19 protein-coding genes are annotated in these 20379 nt (G+C 33.6%); 11 read left to right on the forward strand and 8 right to left on the reverse strand.

Annotation, left to right across the window (positions count from 1 at the left end; translation table 11 throughout):
* Positions 1-110: 110 nt before the first annotated feature.
* Complete coding sequence (locus C8C83_RS13875) at positions 111-554, reverse strand: PepSY-like domain-containing protein (protein WP_121329081.1); 444 nt, start codon at positions 552-554, stop codon at positions 111-113.
* 243 nt (positions 555-797) lie between these two features.
* Between C8C83_RS13875 and C8C83_RS13880 the strand changes: the two genes are divergently transcribed.
* Entirely contained in the window at positions 798-2432 is a 1635-nt protein-coding gene (locus C8C83_RS13880; protein ID WP_121329082.1) for an ABC-F family ATP-binding cassette domain-containing protein, read from the forward strand.
* Positions 2433-2511: 79 nt separating this feature from the next.
* Here C8C83_RS13880 and C8C83_RS13885 read toward each other — a convergent pair whose 3' ends face one another.
* Complete coding sequence (locus C8C83_RS13885) at positions 2512-3984, reverse strand: S41 family peptidase (RefSeq protein WP_121329083.1); 1473 nt, start codon at positions 3982-3984, stop codon at positions 2512-2514.
* Between the two features lie 244 nt (positions 3985-4228).
* Between C8C83_RS13885 and C8C83_RS13890 the strand changes: the two genes are divergently transcribed.
* From C8C83_RS13890 to yiaA, 5 genes are all read left to right on the forward strand, one after another.
* Entirely contained in the window at positions 4229-4738 is a 510-nt protein-coding gene (locus C8C83_RS13890; protein ID WP_121329084.1) for a sigma-70 family RNA polymerase sigma factor, read from the forward strand.
* Positions 4725-5183, forward strand: a complete 459-nt coding sequence (locus C8C83_RS13895) for a hypothetical protein (RefSeq protein WP_121329085.1) — start codon at positions 4725-4727, stop codon at positions 5181-5183. The genes C8C83_RS13890 and C8C83_RS13895 overlap by 14 nt, the downstream gene beginning before the upstream one ends.
* Before the next feature lie 17 nt (positions 5184-5200).
* The gene (locus C8C83_RS13900; protein WP_099709315.1) at positions 5201-5728 is read left to right on the forward strand and encodes a DUF4252 domain-containing protein; all 528 of its coding nucleotides are present in this window, start codon (positions 5201-5203) and stop codon (positions 5726-5728) included.
* 1 nt (position 5729) lies between these two features.
* A complete protein-coding gene (locus C8C83_RS13905; RefSeq protein ID WP_121329086.1) occupies positions 5730-6266 on the forward strand; it encodes a DUF4252 domain-containing protein in 537 nt (178 codons plus the stop codon).
* Between the two features lie 166 nt (positions 6267-6432).
* Positions 6433-6831: an inner membrane protein YiaA gene (gene yiaA, locus C8C83_RS13910; RefSeq protein WP_121330044.1), complete on the forward strand. Its 399-nt coding sequence runs from the start codon at positions 6433-6435 to the stop codon at positions 6829-6831.
* Positions 6832-6899: 68 nt separating this feature from the next.
* On the opposite strand, the gene carB is transcribed toward yiaA, so the two are convergent.
* Together carB and rpmH are read right to left on the reverse strand one after the other, a co-directional pair.
* A complete protein-coding gene (gene carB / locus C8C83_RS13915; protein WP_121329087.1) occupies positions 6900-9755 on the reverse strand; it encodes a carbamoyl-phosphate synthase large subunit in 2856 nt (951 codons plus the stop codon).
* Between the two features lie 147 nt (positions 9756-9902).
* On the reverse strand, positions 9903-10064 hold the full coding sequence (gene rpmH, locus C8C83_RS13920) for a 50S ribosomal protein L34 (protein WP_008464848.1): 162 nt from the start codon (positions 10062-10064) through the stop codon (positions 9903-9905).
* A gap of 167 nt (positions 10065-10231) precedes the next feature.
* On the opposite strand from rpmH, the gene C8C83_RS13925 reads away from it, so the two are divergent.
* Positions 10232-10747 (forward strand): DUF2892 domain-containing protein, encoded by a 516-nt coding sequence (locus C8C83_RS13925; protein WP_132011790.1) that lies wholly within the window; start codon positions 10232-10234, stop codon positions 10745-10747.
* 611 nt (positions 10748-11358) lie between these two features.
* Here C8C83_RS13925 and C8C83_RS13935 read toward each other — a convergent pair.
* Positions 11359-12018 carry an alpha/beta hydrolase gene (locus C8C83_RS13935; RefSeq protein ID WP_121329088.1) on the reverse strand — a complete coding sequence of 220 codons (660 nt, stop codon included), beginning with the start codon at positions 12016-12018 and terminating at the stop codon, positions 11359-11361.
* Between the two features lie 287 nt (positions 12019-12305).
* Here C8C83_RS13935 and C8C83_RS13940 point away from each other — a divergent pair, with 287 nt between their 5' ends.
* A complete protein-coding gene (locus C8C83_RS13940) occupies positions 12306-12617 on the forward strand; it encodes an N-acetyltransferase (protein ID WP_233209678.1) in 312 nt (103 codons plus the stop codon).
* Here C8C83_RS13940 and C8C83_RS13945 read toward each other — a convergent pair.
* Genes C8C83_RS13945 through C8C83_RS13955 form a run of 3 tightly spaced genes read right to left on the reverse strand, consistent with a single transcriptional unit; the run spans position 12614 to position 16539 of the window.
* Positions 12614-14044 (reverse strand): anion permease, encoded by a 1431-nt coding sequence (locus tag C8C83_RS13945; protein WP_121329089.1) that lies wholly within the window; start codon positions 14042-14044, stop codon positions 12614-12616. The two genes, C8C83_RS13940 and C8C83_RS13945, sit on opposite strands and share 4 nt — an antisense overlap.
* A gap of 21 nt (positions 14045-14065) precedes the next feature.
* Positions 14066-15226, reverse strand: a complete 1161-nt coding sequence (locus tag C8C83_RS13950) for a porin (protein WP_121329090.1) — start codon at positions 15224-15226, stop codon at positions 14066-14068.
* 53 nt (positions 15227-15279) lie between these two features.
* A complete protein-coding gene (locus tag C8C83_RS13955; protein ID WP_121329091.1) occupies positions 15280-16539 on the reverse strand; it encodes a hypothetical protein in 1260 nt (419 codons plus the stop codon).
* A gap of 266 nt (positions 16540-16805) precedes the next feature.
* On the opposite strand from C8C83_RS13955, the gene C8C83_RS13960 reads away from it, so the two are divergent.
* The 3 genes from C8C83_RS13960 to C8C83_RS13970 are packed head-to-tail and all read left to right on the forward strand — an operon-like array spanning position 16806 to position 20315.
* Complete coding sequence (locus C8C83_RS13960) at positions 16806-18188, forward strand: TolC family protein (protein WP_121329092.1); 1383 nt, start codon at positions 16806-16808, stop codon at positions 18186-18188.
* A gap of 13 nt (positions 18189-18201) precedes the next feature.
* Entirely contained in the window at positions 18202-19155 is a 954-nt protein-coding gene (locus C8C83_RS13965) for a biotin/lipoyl-binding protein (RefSeq protein WP_121330045.1), read from the forward strand.
* A 2-nt stretch (positions 19156-19157) separates the two neighbouring features.
* Positions 19158-20315, forward strand: a complete 1158-nt coding sequence (locus C8C83_RS13970) for an ABC transporter permease (RefSeq protein ID WP_121329093.1) — start codon at positions 19158-19160, stop codon at positions 20313-20315.
* The last annotated feature ends 64 nt before the right edge of the window (positions 20316-20379 follow it).

Below are 20379 nucleotides of genomic sequence, written 5' to 3' on the forward strand. Positions count from 1 at the left end.
AGATGATTAGAAAAGATTTTTTTTGCAAAGACTAAAATTTTTTAGAAAAATAATCAGTAAAAATCCTTTAATCTGTGGCTGAAAATCTAATGTAAGATTTTAATTAAATGCTATTTATCGATTTTAGTAAAATCTCCTTTTAGATTGAATTTTAATTCTAGACCGTTGGTTAGTTTTGTTTCGTAGCTTGAAGATCCTAGTTCTATTTTGGTTATTTTTTCTTTAGGGAAATTTGTTTTCACATAAGAAGCAATTTTTTTTGGAATAATAGAGCTTGGAATTTTAGAGCCCTTAGCATCTACTTCTTTCCAATTTCCTTTTTTATCAAATTCAATTTCGGTTTTATTATCGTACTGAACTTTGTATTCTGTTGAGAGAATTTCTTTGTCTTCTAATATATAGCTCGGTTTTTTCGATCCAAAGTGAGCTTTTAAGAAAGTTTGAGCATTCGCCGGTAAAGCTTCTTTTTTAATTACGGTTTTTTGTGCATTTGCAGAAAATCCAAATATTAATCCTGCAATTAGACAGATCGTCAAGTTTAATTTCGTTCTCATATTTTCCTGATTTTTAAATTTTTATACAAGATAAGATTAAAATTTTGAAATATGAAAAGACAATTGTTGTTTCGTTCGTTGCGATTTAGGTATTATTTAATTGGTATATTATCTAATTAACACATTTTCAAAATTATCTAATTTTCAAATTGGCACATTATCTAATTAAATCTATCTTTGCACCACGAAAAAAATGGGTTAACAGCTAAACGATTAACCGATTAAACAAATTCACAGAAAGTAATGATTACAGTTAACGATATTTCGGTTCAGTTTGGTGGGACTACATTATTTAGCGATGTTTCTTTTGCTATAAATGAAAATGATAAAATTGCCCTTATGGGTAAAAATGGTGCGGGAAAATCGACACTTTTAAAAATAATTGCAGGTCAAAGCAAACCTTCTACCGGAAGTATTTCGACTCCAAAAGACGCTGTAGTAGCTTATTTGCCTCAGCATTTGTTGACTAAAGATGGTTCTACTGTAATGGAAGAAGCATCAAAAGCTTTTGGTGAAATTTTTAAAATGAAAGCTGAAATCGACGAAATCAACGAGCAATTAACGGTTCGTACAGATTATGAAAGTGATGCTTACATGAAATTGATCGAAAGAGTTTCTGACTTAAGCGAGAAATTTTATGCGATCGAAGAAGTAAATTACGAAGCTGAAGTTGAAAAAATTCTTGTTGGTTTAGGATTTGAACGTGAAGATTTTACACGTCAGACTTCTGAGTTTTCAGGAGGATGGAGAATGCGTATCGAATTGGCAAAGATCCTATTGCAAAAACCGGACTTAATTTTACTGGATGAGCCAACCAACCATATGGATATTGAAAGTATTCAATGGTTAGAAGAGTTTTTGATTAATTCAGCAAAAGCAGTTGTGGTAATCTCGCACGATAGAGCGTTTGTAGATAATATTACCAATCGTACTATTGAAGTTACAATGGGAAGAATTTACGATTATAAAGCAAAATATTCTCATTACTTAGAATTAAGAAAAGACCGACGTATTCACCAACAAAAAGCATACGATGAGCAACAAAAAATGATTGCTGATAACAGAGCTTTTATTGATCGTTTTAAAGGAACTTTCTCTAAAACAGATGCGGTTCAGTCTCGTGTTAAAATGCTTGAGAAGTTGGTAATTGTTCAGGTTGATGAAGTAGATAATTCGGCATTAAAATTGAAATTTCCACCAGCAGCGCGTTCAGGACAATATCCTGTTGTGGTAAAAGAACTTTCTAAATCATACGGAGATCATGTGGTTTTTAAAGATGCTAATATTGTTATCGAAAGAGGTGAGAAAGTTGCTTTTGTAGGTAAAAATGGTGAAGGAAAGTCGACTATGATTAAAGCGATCATGAAAGAAATTGGTATCGATGAAGGAAGTGTTGAAATTGGTCACAATTCTCAAATTGGATATTTTGCTCAAAATCAAGCTTCTTTATTAGACGAAAATGCTACTATTTTTGAAACTATTGATGATATTGCAGTTGGAGACGTTCGTACGCAAATAAAAAACATTCTTGGAGCATTTATGTTTCAGGGAGATGATATTACTAAGAAGGTAAAAGTGCTTTCTGGAGGAGAAAAAACACGTTTGGCAATGATTAAATTATTATTGGAGCCTGTTAACTTATTGATTCTGGATGAGCCTTCGAATCACCTTGATATGAAGACCAAAGATATTATTAAAGATGCATTACGTGATTTTGACGGAACTTTAATTCTGGTTTCTCACGATCGTGATTTCCTTGACGGACTTGCAACTAAAGTATTTGAGTTTGGAAATAAACGAGTGAAAGAACATTTTGAAGATGTTGCAGGTTTCCTTGCTCACAAGAAAATGGATTCTATGAGAGAAATTGAAAAATAGATTTAAGTCCTTATATAAAATTAAAAAAGCACAAGATTTAAAACTTGTGCTTTTTTTGTGCTTTGTATTTTTTTGTCTTCTATTTTAATGCTCTCAAAAGTCCTTCGGGAGCTTTTTCAAGATACATTTGGTTTTTGACACCATTCATAGCTTTAGAATCTGTAAAAGCCTGCAATGCTTTTTCGTTTCCTTGCTGAGCTCTTTTTCCGGTTGAACCGGTAATGTTTGAAATTGCAATACTCAATAATGGCTCAGATGGATCTCCTAAAGTTCCTAAATTTCCAATAAGTTCCTTTTGCTCAATTGTTGGTTTTAAACCATCAGTGTATTCGCCAAAATCAGCAGCATTTACAATTTTTAAAACCAAAGGTTGCATTGCATATTTATGATTTGGATTTCTATTTGTTTTACCAAAAGTTGGAGAATCATACACTGTAATTGAGCCTACGTTTTTACCTACAGTTGTTTCACCTACTTTAATTACGGAAATATATGGTACTAAACCATTTATAACTAATTCACTTGCAGATGCAGTTCCGCCAGTTGTGATAACATAAATTTTACTCAAATTCAGACTATTAATTGGCGCTCCGTCCATTTTGTCTACAAATCTGTCATTAAGTGATTCTGCATCTTCACTTTCGTAGTACGCATTTACTTTTGTATTCCATTTTATTTTAGCGAAAATTTTATCTTTAAATTGTCCGGTAATCATACTGGCTAAACGTGTTGCTGTTTGAATAGAGCCACCTCCGTTATATCTTAAATCCAAAACAAAATCAGTAATTCCCTGAGTTTTTAAATCGGCGAAAGCCGCATTAAGCTGAGCGTCATAATTGGCGTAAAATCCGTTGTACATCAAATATCCAATCTTGTGACTTCCTGAAGTAATCACTTTATTAATAAAAATAGGATTTTCGTCTAAAGTGGTTTTTGCTAAAGAAACCGTTTTGCCATTTGGCGTCACAGTTGTTCCGTCGTAAGTAGCAAGATTAAGCGTATAACTATCGGCTCCTAAAAGTGATTGATAATTTGAAGCTGTTAATTGAGTTCCGTTTACTCCCGTAAACAAATCGCCACGTTTTATAGCTTTGGTTGATGCATTAGAATTTGGAAGAATATAGCGCACAAAACCTACAAGCTCTGTTGTACTTCCTGGTTTATAGCTAAGTCTGAAATCAACACCATCATTCTTGGAAGTTCCCTGAAGTTCTTGTTCTAAGACAGTATAATCTTCAACAATCCAGCTAAAACGATCAATTGCCTGACCTTTCGGGAATTTGCTAATAGGTTTGTTTAGTAAATCCTGAAATAAATTTTCAGGAGTAGAATATCCTCTTAAAAATGAATTTAAAGCTTCTTGGTTGCTAAAGCGATTATCGGCTAAATTAGGTACGTCTGCTTGCCATAAATAATATTGATTTAATCCTTTCCAGATAAAATTATTGATTTGCAAGTCGGCAGGAGCTGCAACATCATCTTGGTCTTCGCAGGATTGCAAAGAAAATGCAAGTAGGAATAAGAGTAATACGCTCTTTAAAATTGTTTTCATATAGTGGTATCTATGTAATACTAACGTAAAAATAGTATCTTTAGTTTTAAGTGTAATAAGTTTATTTCATTTTTTTTAAGAAAAAAAATAAATTCGGATGTAACAAAAAGAATTGTGCCTCGTCTTGACTATATAAGCTAACGGGTAATTCTTCGGTTTATAGAATAAAAGGGAATTAGAATAACCCTGATTATTTAATAAGAGTAGATTACACAAGAGACCAAAAAACCAAAACAATCATAATATGAACCAGATTGTGTTTATAGAATTAGTAAATCCTTTTAAAGACAAAGTTTTTCGTCTGGCAAAAAGATTGCTTACCAGTACCGAGGAAGCCGAAGATGCTACTCAGGAAGTAATGGTGAAATTATGGAATAAAAAAGATAATTTGGATGCATACAATAATATAGAAGCTGTTGCGATGACAATGACTAAAAATTATTGTCTGGATCAGTTAAAATCGAAAAGAGCAGGAAATCTTAAAATAGTCCATAATAATTTTACAGATCGGGAACCTCAATTGGATAAAAAACTGGAAGATTCTAATAGTCTGGAATGGGTTGAGAAAATTATAAGTCAGTTGCCTGAACAACTTCAAATATTAATTCAGTTGCGCGATGTTGAACAATATGAATTTGATGAAATCGCAAAAATTGTCAACATGAATGAAACGGCTATTCGGGTGGCACTTTCGAGAGCGAGAAAAAAAATACGAGAATCAATGGTTAATACACACAGTTATGGAATTAGATAAAATAGAAAATATATTAGAAAAATACTTTCAGGGAGAAACTTCTATTGCAGAAGAAAAGGAGTTAAAAGAATACTTTTCGTCATCAAATGTTGCGCAGCATTTGGAGCAATACAAACCAATGTTTGGTTATTTCTCTCAGGTAAAAGAGCAAAAATCGACGCAGGAAATACCACTACAAACTAAAAAACGAAATGTTGCGTGGTTATCAATTGCGGCTTCAGCTGTTCTTTTACTAGGAATAGGAACCTTTTTTTATGTGAGCCAAAAAACTGCAACTCCAGTTGTAGCGCAATCAGAATTAGGAACCTATGACAATCCTGAAGAAGCACTTGCGGCAACGCAAAAAGCTTTAGCATTATTGTCAAACAATGTTAATGTAGGTATCGAAAGTGTACAATACGTTAAAGAATATGAACAATCAAAAAACAAAATTTTTAAACAATAATTAAAATTCAATCAAAAATGAAAAATTTCATCATAACACTAGTTTTCGCATTCGTTACACAAGCTTTTTACGCACAAGGTGCTTTTGACAAATTTGATGGTCAGGACGATGTAACATCTGTGATTGTAAACAAAAAAATGTTTGATTTAATGAGTAAAGTAAAAGCTGATGGTTCTGATAAAGAAACGCAGCAGTATATTAATCTGATTAAAAAATTAGACTACTTAAAAGTGTTTACTACGAAGAATCCAAAAATTGAAGCTGATATGAAAGCTGCTGCAGACAAATACATTAAAACTGCTGGTTTAGAAGAATTAATGAGAGTAAACGACAGTGGAAAAAATGTTCGTATAATGGTAAAATCAGGCGCAAGCGATACGCAAATTAAAGAATTGCTAATGTTTGTTGATGGAGCCAAAAACGACGAAACTGTTTTGCTTTCTCTAACCGGTAACTTTGATTTAAACGAAATTTCAGTACTAACGGATAAGATGCAACTTCCTGGTGGTTCTGATCTTAAAAAAGCTTCTAAAGGCAAAAAATAATATGAAAGCAAACGTTTTTACCACAGCTCTTTTAGTATTGCTAACTCTAGTAAGTTGTAATTCTGAACCTTCATTACAAAAGTATTTTGTGCAAAACAGCGATAATAAAGATTTTATTGCACTCGATGTTTCGCCTAGTATTTTGAATTTAGATAAAACAAAATTATCTGCAGAACAAAGTGAAGCTTTGAATTCTTTTGATAAAATGAATATTCTGGCATTCAAAGCAAACGATAAAAATCAGACACAGTTTGAAACAGAAAGAACTAAAGTTAAAGCAATTCTGAAAGATCCTAAATACCAACAATTAATGACAGTTGGTTCTGGTAAAGATGGTGCGTCTGTAAGTTATGTTGGCACTGATGATAATATCGAAGAATTTGTAATTTTTGCCAACAGAAAAGAAAATGGTTTTGCGGTGGTTCGCGTTTTAGGAAAAAATATGAATCCTAATAATATTATGACCTTAATGAGCGTTTTAAAACAATCAAATATTAATATGGACCAGTTGAAACCTTTGCAACAATTAATGAAATAATACATTCTTACTTTAAATTCAAAAAAAAGCTCCATGAAAATGGAGCTTTTTTTGTTTAACATTTTAGAAGATTATACGTAATAATATTTTTTTCGTTTTATTATAATCGAAATCTTATTTAATTATATTTGTTGCTAACCAAAACATGATTATTAAATTAAAGAATATGGTACAAAAAACATCGAATGCCTTTATTGCGGCATCTTGGGTAGCTCTTGGGGCTGGAACAGTAGGTTTTATCGTTGGACTTGCAAGAGCCGAAATGTTATTAAATGAAAAAGGATATTATTTTACAGTTTTAATGTTTGGATTATTTGCTGTGGTGTCCTTGCAAAAAAGTGTGAGAGACAGACTTGAAAATCTTCCTGTAACAGATATTTACTATGGTATTTGTTGGTTCGGAACACTATTGTCAATTGTTTTGTTAACTGTTGGACTTTGGAATGCGACTATTTTGCCAAGTGAAAAAGGTTTTTATGCATTTGCCTTTTTGTTGGCTTTATTTGGAGCGATCTCGGTACAAAAAAATACAAGAGATAATATGGTGTTTGAAAAAAGCGAATAAATATAAACGATCAAAAATAAAAAAGCTCCAATTACTTGGAGCTTTTTTTATATATAAAGGATTTGAGATTATTTACTCAAATACATTTTTCTTCTAGAGTACAATTCGTAGAATTGATCATCTTTTAAGTCATCAATAAACAAGATACTTTCTCCGGTTGATTTCATTTCTGGTCCTAATGCTTTGTTTACATTATGGAATTTACTGAAAGAGAAAACCGGTTGTTTGATTGCATATCCTTTTAATTGCGGATTAAAATCAAAGTCAGTTACTTTATTATGTCCTAACATAACTTTTGTAGCGTAGTTTACATAAGGTTCTCCGTAAGCTTTTGCAATAAACGGTACTGTTCTTGAAGCTCTAGGATTTGCCTCGATAATATAAACGGTATCGTCTTTTATCGCAAACTGAATGTTGATTAAACCAACAGTTTTAAGAGCTCTTGCAATTTTTACCGTATGATCTTTTATTTGTTGCATTACGAATTCTCCTAAGTTAAAAGGAGGTAAAGTAGCATTACTATCTCCAGAGTGAACTCCGCAAGGTTCGATGTGCTCCATAATTCCTATGATGTACACATTTCCGTCAGCATCACAAATTGCATCAGCTTCAGCTTCGATTGCTCCGGCTAAATAGTGATCCAGAAGTAATTTGTTTCCTGGAATCGTTTTCAACAAGTTGATAACGTGCTCTTCAAGTTCTTTTTTGTTGATTACGATTTTCATTCCCTGACCTCCTAATACATAAGAAGGGCGAATTAATAATGGGAAGTCTAGAGTATCTGCAAGAGCAGAAGCTTCGTCAGCAGTTTCAGCAATTCCGAATTGTGGGAAAGGAATGTGTAATTCTCTTAATAAATCTGAGAAACGTCCTCTGTCTTCGGCTAAATCAAGTGCGTCAAAACTAGTTCCGATGATTTTTACTCCGTATTTAGATAATTTCTCCGCTAATTTTAAAGCCGTTTGACCACCTAATTGTACAATAACGCCTTCTGGTTTTTCATGCTGAATGATGTCATATATATGTTCCCAGAAAACTGGTTCGAAATATAATTTATCAGCTGTATCAAAGTCAGTTGAAACCGTTTCAGGATTACAGTTGATCATGATTGTTTCGTAACCACATTCTTTAGCGGCTAAAACTCCGTGTACACAAGAGTAGTCAAACTCGATTCCTTGTCCAATTCTGTTTGGTCCTGAACCCAGAACGATGATTTTCTTTTTGTCAGTAACAACGCTTTCATTATCTACATAACGTTCTCCGTTTGCTTTTTCGATTTCAGCCTCAAAAGTAGAGTAGTAGTAAGGTGTTTTTGCTTTAAACTCGGCAGCACAAGTATCAACCAATTTAAACACACGGTTGATGTTTTGATCCATACGTAAAGTATGTACTTCGCTTTCAAGGCAGTTTACCATGTGAGCAATTTGTCTGTCAGCAAAACCTTTTTGTTTCGCTTCAAGCAAAAGTTCTTTTGGAAGATTTGATACTTTATAGTTCGAAATTTCTTTCTCTAAAGTATAAAGCTCTTCGTATTGTTTTAAGAACCACATATCGATTTTTGTGATTTCATGAATACGGCTCAACGGAATTCCCATTGCGATTGCATCATAAATTACAAAAACACGATCCCAACTTGCAAAAGTTAGTTTCTCGATAATTTGTTCGTAGTTTTTATATCCTTTTCCGTCAGCACCTAAACCATTTCTTTTGATTTCAAGAGATTGAGTAGCTTTGTGTAATGCTTCCTGGAACGAACGTCCAATTCCCATTACTTCACCAACAGATTTCATTTGAAGACCTAAAGTTCTGTCAGCACCTTCGAATTTGTCAAAGTTCCAACGAGGTATTTTTACGATTACATAATCTAAAGTCGGTTCAAAAAGAGCCGAAGTAGATTTTGTAATTTGGTTTTGTAATTCATCAAGATTATATCCTAAAGCCAGTTTAGAAGCAATTTTAGCAATTGGATATCCAGTTGCTTTAGATGCTAAAGCAGAAGAACGAGACACACGAGGATTAATCTCGATTGCTACGATATCTTCTTTTTCGTCTGGTGAAACTGCGAATTGTACGTTACAACCTCCGGCAAAATTTCCGATACTTCTCATCATTAAGATTGCGTAGTCACGTAATTTTTGGAATGTTGTGTCTGATAATGTCATTGCTGGTGCAACTGTAATCGAATCTCCAGTATGGATTCCCATCGGGTCCATATTTTCGATTGAACAAATGATTACAACATTATCATTTTTATCTCTTAAAAGTTCTAGCTCATATTCTTTCCATCCCATTAAAGCTTTGTCAATCAAAACTTCGTGAATTGGTGATGCTTCAAGTCCGCGAGTTAAAAGCTCATCAAAATCTTCTTTTTTGTAAACAATTGCTGCTCCGGTTCCTCCAAGTGTAAACGAAGGGCGAATTACTAATGGAAAACCAAATTCCTGAGCAATTTCTTTTCCTTCTAAGTAAGAAGTTGCAGTTTTTGCAGGTGCAGTTGGTACATTAATTCTTTCCAAAAGTTGTTTAAACTGCTCTCTGTCTTCAGTAATATTGATTGCGTTTACGTCAACTCCAATTAATTTTACTCCAAAATCTTGCCAGATTCCTTTTTCTTCAGCTTCCAAACACAAGTTCAAAGCTGTTTGTCCACCCATTGTAGGTAAAACAGCATCGATTTGTGGATGTTCCTTTAGAATTTCAATTATCGATTTTGTAGTTAATGGTTTCAAGTAAATGTGATCGGCCATACTTGGGTCGGTCATAATTGTCGCTGGATTTGAGTTTATCAAGATAACTTCAATTCCTTCTTCACGAATAGAACGTGCAGATTGAGATCCTGCATAATCAAATTCGCAAGCTTGTCCAATAACAATAGGTCCTGAACCTATTATTAAAACTGATTTTATTGATGTGTCTTTAGGCATTTTGTATGTATTGTGTAGTTATTATAATATGTATTCAAAAACATTCACAGTGCTTTAGAAACTAGAATGTTACAAATTTTTTACCGACAAGGTATAAAAAAAGGCGATACTAAAAAAGTAATCGCCTTATGTATGTTTATACAAACATTATTTTTTGTGTCTAGGTTCGCTAGAAACAGTTAATTTATGTCTTCCTTTAGCTCTTCTACGCGCTAGAACTTTTCTTCCATTCGCAGAAGCCATTCTGTCCATAAATCCGTGCTTATTTCTTCTTTTTCTTTTCGATGGTTGAAATGTTCTTTTGCTCATTGCTTTGTATCTTTAAAATGGTGTCTAATATCTCTTTTCTGTTTTTTGAATATCGTTACTCAAAAACCGAGTGCAAATATACAAAGACTTTTTTTTCTGGCAAGTACTTTAATAAAAATATTTTTAATTCATTTTACTATATTTGCAATCACAAATATACATCTATTATGTTTCATAAAAATATTAAACTTATTTTGGCCGGACTTCTTGTAGTTGCTGGCGTTTGGCAATTTACCGAAAGTAATATCGGGAATGGTATTTTCCTTTTATTGCTTACTGCAATTCCAATATTTCTTTACTTTAAAAACGAATTTATCCTTTTAGCTTTCCTTAAATTAAGAAAACAAGACTTTGAAGGCGCTAAAAAATGGCTGGCATATATCAAAAATCCCGAAGCTGCTTTAGTGCGCAAACAACAAGGATATTTTAATTACCTACACGGAATTATGGTATCTCAGACAAATATCAACCAAGCCGAGAAACATTTCAAGAAAGCAATCGAACTTGGATTATCTATGGATATGGATTTGGCAGTAGCAAAATTAAATCTTGCAGGAGTTGCAATGTCACGCCGAAGAAAACTTGAAGCAACTAATTTATTAAACGAAGCTAAAAAATTAGACAAACAAGGAATGCTGAAAGAGCAAATCACAATGATGAAAGAACAAATGAAGAAAATCTAATTTTTTTTTAAATTACAATATTTTAAAATCCCAAATTCCAATGTGAGTTTGGGATTTTTTTATGCTTGCGAGGAACGAAGCAATCTCACTTGCAGATTAAACGTTGTGTTTTATTGCAGTGAGATTGCTTCGTTCCTCGCAAGGACGTTGCCTGCGTAAAAAAACAATTGGAATTTGAAATTTAAAATTTGAGATTTAATAAAAATAAGGAGCTATTTCCTGCTATCCACTTGTATCTTTTATGGCGAACCCCGCCACAAAAGGATACCGCTTCTATCAGGGCTAGGGCTTTAGGGTTTTTAAAGATGCATCATTTTAGTTTCGTCTTTGCGAGGAACGAAGCAATCTCATGAAGTAACTAACACAAAGTTTATTCAGCATGTCGAGCTACTTGCGGAGATCCCTCGTTCCTCGGGATGACAAGATTACGGATAAAAACTTTGTGTAAAGATTGCGTGCAGACCTTTGTCAAAGTTTAAAACTTTGACAAAGGTTATAGAAACCTGAAACCTGAAACCTGAAACCTGAAACCTGAAACCTGAAACCTGAAACCTGAAACCTGAAACCTGAAACCTGAAACCTGAAACCTGAAACCTGAAACAAATCAACAATTATTCTTCCAATATAATAGAAGGTAAATTTTCGTTCAGCCATTTATATTTATTCAGAATCATAATATGAGTTCCGCCTTTTACAACAATACAGCTGTTGATATACTTTATAGGAAAAACATCATCCTGATCGCCGTGAATATGAACAACATTTGGATTAATTTCATTTCGATCCCACAAAATAACATTTTCAACTGCCCATTGTAAATAATTCAGATCGCGAACCGCCAGGAATTTCTCATATAATTTAATACGTTTATTGACTTTCTCGCCAAAAGAATATTTTGCAAGATTTTCGATATTCAAAATTAACTTCATCGGAATCAGCTTGTAGGCTTTTGTAGTTTTTCCGATTTTCATTCTTCTTGGGAATTCTACATTACTTCTAACACTTGAAATAATAATAACTTTTCGTGTTTCAATATGCTTTGCAATTTCCTGAACCAAAATACCTCCAAACGAAACTCCAATTAAAACCGGATTTTCGTGCTTGATGTTTTTAGATATCCGTAATGCATAATCAGACAAAGACTCTTTTGGTTGGGGAATTTCCCATTCTAACATGCATGTCTCAAAAATAGATTCGTCTAATTTGATTCTTTCAAAAATTGCCGGACTGGCAGCCAGACCGGGCATAAAGTATACAGGAATTTTACTCATTTGGCAGAAAAAGAATTATGGTTACAGATTTAATTTCAAGCTAAAATTACTTTTTTTAGTAATATGCACAGCAAATCTTACACCACATTTATGGATTAAACCCAATAAAATTTCGACAATAGAAAGGTTAGGGCAATATCATGCCTTTAAAAAATAATTTCATATTGAAAATCAAATGATTACCTTTGTAGTTGTAATAATCATTATTTAAATCTCTTTCCAGGATTTTTATGTAATGTACTTATCGTTCTTTTCTATTATTTTTAATCCAATCTCCCCAAAAAAACATGACTAATATGGAACCTATTGAAACTATGGAAATCAAAGACAACACTTTTGCAAGACAATTTGAAACCATAGTCCCTGAAGGATTACTTTCTATTGAATATTCTTTTCAGGAAAAGAAAATTTTCTTAACCAAAATCAACTCTCCGGAAGGCTTTGACAATCAAGCGATAATTGATACTTTACTTAAAAACATCATGGAGATCGTCATTGAAAAGAAATTTAAATTAATGCCTATTCATCCTAGAATTGTATTGTTTATTAAAAAGAATCCAGAATACAAAGAATTACTTCCTCCCGGAATCAGAATTTAAAAATCACCAATTAATCGCAGCCACAATCCTCCTATAACCATATAGATCAAGAGCATTGTCAATCCTGTTATTAATCCTTTGACCCACCAGCTTTTCAGGTCGACGTAACCGCTTCCGAAGAAAACTGGTGCAGGCCCGTGTCCATAATGCGTTAAAGTTCCGTAGATTGAACCCACAAATCCAAGCATAAAAGCCAATAGCAATCCGGGAACTCCAAGTGAAACTCCAACGCCTAATAGTGCTGCATACATTGCTGCTACGTGCGCAGTTGCACTTGCAAAAAGATAATGACTAAAAAAGTAGACTAATACAATAATAGGAAAAGCCATTTGCCAGCTTAATCCGCCAATCTCAGCTTTTATCAAACCGCTGAACCAACTAATAAATCCAAGTTCGTTGAGTGAACTTGCCATCATTACTAATACCGAAAACCAAACGATAGTATCCCAGGCACCTTTTTCGGATTTGACATCATCCCAAGTCAAAACTGATGTTAGAAGTAATATAACCAAACCAATAAATGCGGTCGTAGTTGCATCAATAGAAAACAAATCGCCTGTCATCCAAAGGAATAATAAGATGAAGAAAGTCAATAACATCATCCATTCGTCACGAGTTATTGGCCCCATTTCTTTAAGTTTCTGAGCTGCAATCTGAGGTGCATCACCAGTTTTCTTTAGTTCTGGCGGATAAATTTTATACAATACAAGTGGAATTACAAAAAACGCCACCAAACCTGGAACTATTGCTGCTGTTGCCCAGGAAATCCAACTAATTTTAATACCTAAATTAAGGGCAAATTTTTGACACATTGGATTACTCGCCGTTCCGGTTAAAAACATAGACGAAGCAATTAAATTTGCATTATAACTGCTTAATGTAAGATATGAGCCTAGTTTTCGATGTGTTTCGGGCTGATCAGGCATTGAGCCAAAACTCATTGACATAGATTTCATAATAGGATAAATAATTCCTCCGCCTCGTGCTGTATTACTTGGTACAGCCGGAGCTAAAACTAAATCTGCTAATCCTAAACCATAGGCTAATCCAAGTGAGCTTTTACCAAATATTCTAATAAATAAGAAAGCGATTCTGTTTCCTAATCCTGTTTTTATAAAACCTCTGGCGATGAAAAATGAGATTCCAATAAGCCAAATTACTTTATCTCCAAAGCCTTTTAAGGCGAGCGTGATTGATTTTCCAGCTTCACCTGGCGCCAATACTTGTGAGAAAGCGGTAAGAGCAATTGCGATCATACACATTGTTCCCATTGGTGCTGCTTTCAAAATAATTCCTAAAATTGTTGCGACAAAGATGGCAAACAAATGCCACGCTTCAATTACTACACCATCTGGCGCCGGAATAAACCAAATTGCTACTCCAACAGCAAGCGTAATTAAGGTTTGAGGAATTTTTACTTCTTTCATAACAATAAAAATTAGATTAAATTATAGTCTGCACTGAAACTGAATTATAAACAAGTTGTCATTATACATTGATGTATCAGGAATGTTTTTATCATAACGATCGATTTCGAACCCTAACTCAATTCTTCCAGTATAAGCTTTCCCAAATTCAAGGCTGATCATTGGTGTGTAGGTTTGTCTAACATTTGAATCGATTTTATAACTTGGATCAAATCTTTCATATCTACAAGATACTTCTAGTGAAGTTAATTTTTTATAATCGACTACATATCTCAAATTAGGCAGAAAATAAATTCCTCGCATTTGATAATCGGAAACGTTTGGAGTTCTTGCTGTAGTTGGCAGAGAATAATATAAATTATGATTGGTTCCTTGTTTATATTCTATTTGTAAATCGAAAGTAAACTTGTCATTTAATTTAAAATCACTGGTGATATCTGCTCCCAAAGCGAAAACATTTTTTTTGAAAACTTTTCCGGAACCTCCATTTAGTCCTAAATTAATTTTGTGTTCTTTTGATAATGTAAAAACGAAACGTGCCGAATATTGTTTCCCGTTATCCTTATCCGTTTCCTGATTTTTCCCGTTTCCGTTTAACATAGAGATAGCATAGTTAAAAGGAATTTTTCCAAGATCAAAAGCTCCGGTTGCAGAAGCTCCAATTTGGAAACTGGTCCAGCCATTTTTTCCAAACTCATAATATTGATTTGAGAAATCAAATGATTTGATGATATCTACGGGAACTAATTCTTCAATACCAAAAGCTGGTCTGAATTGTCCTCCTGTAACTGCAAAATATTTACTAAAAGTGTATTTTGCGTATGCATTTTCTAAAACCTTCCCTTTAGGATCAGATTTAAAATCGGCAAGATTCACCAAAATTACAACTTCTGTAGCTTCACTTAATTTGGTATTAACACCAACACGCATTCTTTTGATATCAAATGTACTTTGAACAACATCGCCTGTAGAATGGTGAACTCCCATAACATCGACACCATCTTCTAATGCTTGTAAATAACGTGCCTGAAATAATCCTTTAAATTGAAATTGTGGATATTTAACGGTACTTTCAGGTGGTGTTTCTGGTGCCGGAGCAAGAACTGCAGGAGTCTGAGCATTTGCAAAAAACGGCATTATAAAAAGAATAAAAGCAATTTTTACTAGTAAAGATTTATTCATAGTCTGCAAATAAAAAGTTTGTCTATTATCGATTCTTTATAGAATTTTAATTTTTATCTTCTTCCATTAGAACTACCGCTTGCTGGACTTGGCGTTGCTGTGTTTCTACTTGGTGCTGGTCTGGTAGCAGGGCGTGTTACCGGTTGTGTTGCCGGACGAGTTACAGGTTGTACCGGACGCGTTGCTGGACTTGTTGGGCGCGTCACAGGTTGTGTTGTCGGACGTGTCACAGGTTGCGTCACAGGCTGCGTTGGCTTAACAACAGGTCTTGTTGATGGATTAGTTGGAGTTACCGGACGTGTCACTGGAGCTGGTCTTGTAGTTCCGGGTTTCGTCGACGGATTTGTTGGACGAGTTACTGGTCTGGTCGATGGATTTGTTGCGCCAGGTCTGGTTGATGGATTTGTAGGGCGAGTTACTGGTCGCGTTGTCGCCGGTCTGGTTGGTCTTGTAGTTGTAACAGGAGCCGGTCTTTTATAATCTCTTCCATTGTACGTAGTATTATAACGGCCACTAGCTCTATTATCTCTTACAACAACTGATGTATTTCTTCTTGACGCATAGCGATTATAATATGTTGGATTTCTTATAACAGCTGTTCTTCTATAATAATCATTGCGATAATAATGTCCATGATATCCCCAGTAATCCTGATAGTAAACAGGACGCCAAGGTCGCCAATACGAAGGATAATATCCCCAATACCAAGGAGATCTGTATGGTACATATATAGGAGAAAACAAAAACAATACAACTGGCCACGCATTCACACTTGTGGTAACATAACTTGGATTGCTTGTTGTTGTATTGTAATTATTGGTGGTATTGTTGTTTACGATTACAGTTTGGTCTCCTTTATAGCCCGGATTTGGTGTTCCTGCAACAGTATCTGAAGGTTCTACAATGTAATTTTTTCCATATAAATCTTCATCTCCAATAATCTGAACGTGTATATTGTTCTTTTTGTCTTTTTCTACTTCAATAACAGCCACATCTTGTTTCTCAGTACTATTTATAGCAACCTGAAGTACAATCGAATGTATATTTCCATCTTTTTGACTTTCGATTTCAATATAATCAATGTCGCCATCATTATTTAAATCCAAATTATTAACCTTACTGTCTTGTTCATTTAGTACTTTTTCAAACTCTTCTAAGGTTTTAGATTTTTGAAAAATATCTAAAACTGCAAATAAATTAAGATTATCTCCTGGTAAACCTAAAGCAACAGGTTCATTATCTGTTTGAGAAAATACAGGAATAGAAAACAAACTAGTCATTAAAATTGTAAAAAATAAGAAGTTCTTTTTCATACAAATATTTTGTTAATTCAGAATTATAGTTACTAAGGTATGAAAAAACAGACAAAGTTCAACAGTGCGTCATAACTTTCTGTTTTACAACTATAAAATATTAAAAAAGTTTTAAACCTTCTCTATGTTTTCCTTGCTGACAAGGTGATATTGTAAGACTTATATTCTTAACTTTGTAATTAAACGTTATTTACGTCTGTTTTTCCTTTTAGGATATCCTACAAATTTTGTTTCAGAATTTATCAAATAATAGATACAGAATTGCAATGAAAAAACATTTATCTTTTTTACTTTTCTTCTTTTATCTAACTTATGGATATGGTCAAATTGAGGTTTCTTCAAGCTTAGAAGATGCAATTCAGAAGGCGATCGAGAAAAGTACTTCGCTGAAAAACAAAGATCTGGATATTGAAAAATTAAATCTTCAGGAAAAAGGAGTCTGGAACAAATACATTCCAACGGTTGAAGCGAGTGCATTGTATTCTTATTTTGACAATAAACTAACTGTTGATCTTCCTACGGCTACAATACCAATTGTAAATTATCCTTTGTTTGATGGAAAAACAGCTTTTAAAAACTACGGAAATATTTTTAACGGAAGTGTAATGGCAAAAACCGTATTGTTTAGCGGAATGCAAATTCCAAACGGAGCAAAAGCTATTGCAGAAAAAACGAAAGGAACTGTATTTTTAAAAGAGTCAGAAAAAGATCAAATCATAAAAGATGTGATAAACACTTTTGATCAATTAGAATTATTGAAAGAGATTGACAAATTAATACAGGAAAGTGAAAAGCGATTAGATACAGAAACGAAACGTGTAACAAAAGCAATTGAACAGGGACTTGCAATACCATACGATCGGGATAAAATTAAACTGGCATCGCTGGAACTGGCTTCAAAAAAAATTGAACTGGACGGAAAACGAAAATTAGTCTATAAAAAAATTCAATACCTAACAGGTTATTCTATTGATGAGATTGAGAATGTTCATTATGAATTGGCTCCATATATTATAGCTGATGAGAAATTAAGCACTGAAAATAAACAGGAAATAAAAGCACTCGAATCGTTTAAAACTGCGTATGAATATTTATTAAAAAAAGAAAAAGGAACTTATTTGCCTACTTTGGGTGCTTTTGGTGGAGTTTCGTACTCGAGTTTATTCAATGCAAGAGCTACAACTCCCATTATTACCGGAATAAATCAAGCATTATATTTAGGTTTAAACGAATTAACTATAAGCAATAACTGGATGGTTGGAGCTGCCATGAAATGGGAAGTTTTCTCAGGTTTTGAAAGAAAACATAAAGTACATGAAGCCAAAATAAATATTGAGCAAGTACAGAACCAAATTGACGATACGAAAGAAAAACTGGAATTACTTCTTGAAAAAAACTTAGTTGATTACAGTGTTCTAACACAAAAAATTGATATCACACAACAACAAGAAAAAGTCGCAGGCAATAATTTAAATCTGGCGATAAAACAATATAAGGAAGGTCTTATCAATATATCTGAACGCCTTGAGGCCGAAAATGATTCGTATAAAGCATCAGTAAACAAAACCACGACTTTGATCGATCAGCGACTGGCAGCTATTGAAACTATAATTGCTACTGGCGATTTATCAAAAAAAATATCCAAATAAAAAGTTCTATTTTATGAAAAAAGCAATCCTTATAATTCCCTTAATTCTACTTTATGTAAGCTGTCAAAAAGCGCAGAAAGAAAATATAATTCAAGGAAAAATAGAAAAAGAACAAATTGCAGTTGTGAGCAAGATTCCCGGCAAGATTTTAAAAATCTTTGTTAAGGAAGGTGATATTGTTCGGAAAGGAGATACGCTTGCAATTCTTGATATTCCTGAAGTTGATGCTAAAAAAAGTCAGGCCGAAGGTGCCGTTACTTCCGCAAAAGCGCAATATAAAATGGCTGTAAAAGGAGCAACTGAAAACCAAATCAAACAGCTTGAAGCAAAAAAAATGGGATTAAAAGAACAATATGAATTTGCTCAGAAATCTATTAAGCGATTGACTAATATGCTAAAAGATTCTTTGATCTCACAACAAACTTACGATGAAACATTTGCTAAATACCAAGGAGCTCAGGCGCAATATAATGCTGTTATTGCCGAATTAGACGATGCTAAAAAAGGCGCGCGTATCGAACAGCAAACAATGGCTTTAGGACAGCAAGACAGAGCTCTTGGGGCATTGCAGGAAGTAGAAACCGCCGATAAAGAACGCTACATTTTTGCGCCACAAGATATGAGCATAGAAACGATAACGCTAAATCTTGGTGAACTTGCCTTGCCGGGTTATACTTTATTTAATGGTTATATTGCCAACAGCGCATACTTTCGATTTACGATACCAGAAAATCAATTAGCAAAATTTAAAAAAGATCAGGAAATAAATGTTCATATTCCATATTTGAAAAAAGATGTAAAAGGAAAAATATCAACTATAAAGCAACTGGGAGCTTATGGAAATATCGCAACGGCTTATCCGGATTACGAAATGCAGGAAAGTTTATTCGAAATAAAAATAACGCCTGCGAATAATGACGAAACAAAAGATCTTATTACGAAAACAACGGTTACTTTATCTCTCTGATTATGCAAAACTTCTTTTCATTGCTTAAACGGGAATTCCGATTATTTTGGAGTAATAAAGTACTTCGATTGCTTTTTATTGGAGCGCCAATTCTTTATGGCGTTTTGTTGGGATATGTTTACGGAAAGGGCAAAGTAACTGATTTGCCAATTTTAGTTGTGGATCAGGACAGATCTGAATTAAGTTCAAAAGCAATTCAAATGTTTCAGGACAATGAGGTTTTGTCTATCGCTTCGATTTTGTACGATCAAAATAATCTTTCGCAAATTGCCATCCAAAAAGAAGCAACTTGTGTAGTTATTATTCCAAAGGATTTTGAGAAAATGACACTCACAAAAAAATATCCCGAAATTACAACGATCGTAAATACCTCTAATGTTTTAACGGCAAATTATGCTTCGACGGCGATACAAATTTGCCTTGGAACATTAAAAGCAGGCGTTCAAATTGAAACATTAAGAAAACAAGGCGTTCCTGAGAATTTACTTGCTTCACAATATGAACCTTTCAAAACAACTTTTATAAAAAAATACAATCGAAGCACTAATTATATGTACTTTCTATGGCCGGGAGTTCTTGCGACAGTTTTGCAGCAAGTTTTACTTTTAGGATTAGCACTTTCTTTTGCTTCTGAATTTGAAAACGGAACTTTTAAAGATTTAGTCAAAAAATGTCCTTCGGTTTTAAAGCTTTTAGCGGTAAAAATTATTCCTTATATGATTATGAGTTTCGGAATTTGGCTTATTTATTGGCTTTTTACTTTATGGTTTAGATTGCCTTTTTACGAAAACTTACTTCCGCTTACTTTTATTGCAGGGATATTTGTACTCTCGGTTTCTTTTATAGGGATTCTGGTGAGTATTTTGGTTCCAAGCCAATTAAAAGCGACAGAAATTTTAATGGTTATAGCAACTCCCAGTTTTATTCTAAGTGGTTTTACATGGCCATTAAGTCAAATGCCACAAGCAGTTCAGGCAATTGCCAATGTAATTCCGCTGACACATTTTTTGAAAGCTTTTAGAATATTAATTATCGAAAACGGAACTTTTTCACAAACCACAAAACCTATTTGGAATATGATAATTATAGGTTTGGTTTGTTTTATTTTGGCTTTTATTACTTTATACTTCAAAAAGAAAAGTGTTCTTAAAGAAGCGTAATTCCATAAAATAGGTTGATTTTATATCAACTTATTTCAGAACTAGACATAAAAAAAAAGGCTTT

This window comes from Flavobacterium sp. 90 (assembly GCF_004339525.1).
Classification (GTDB): domain Bacteria; phylum Bacteroidota; class Bacteroidia; order Flavobacteriales; family Flavobacteriaceae; genus Flavobacterium.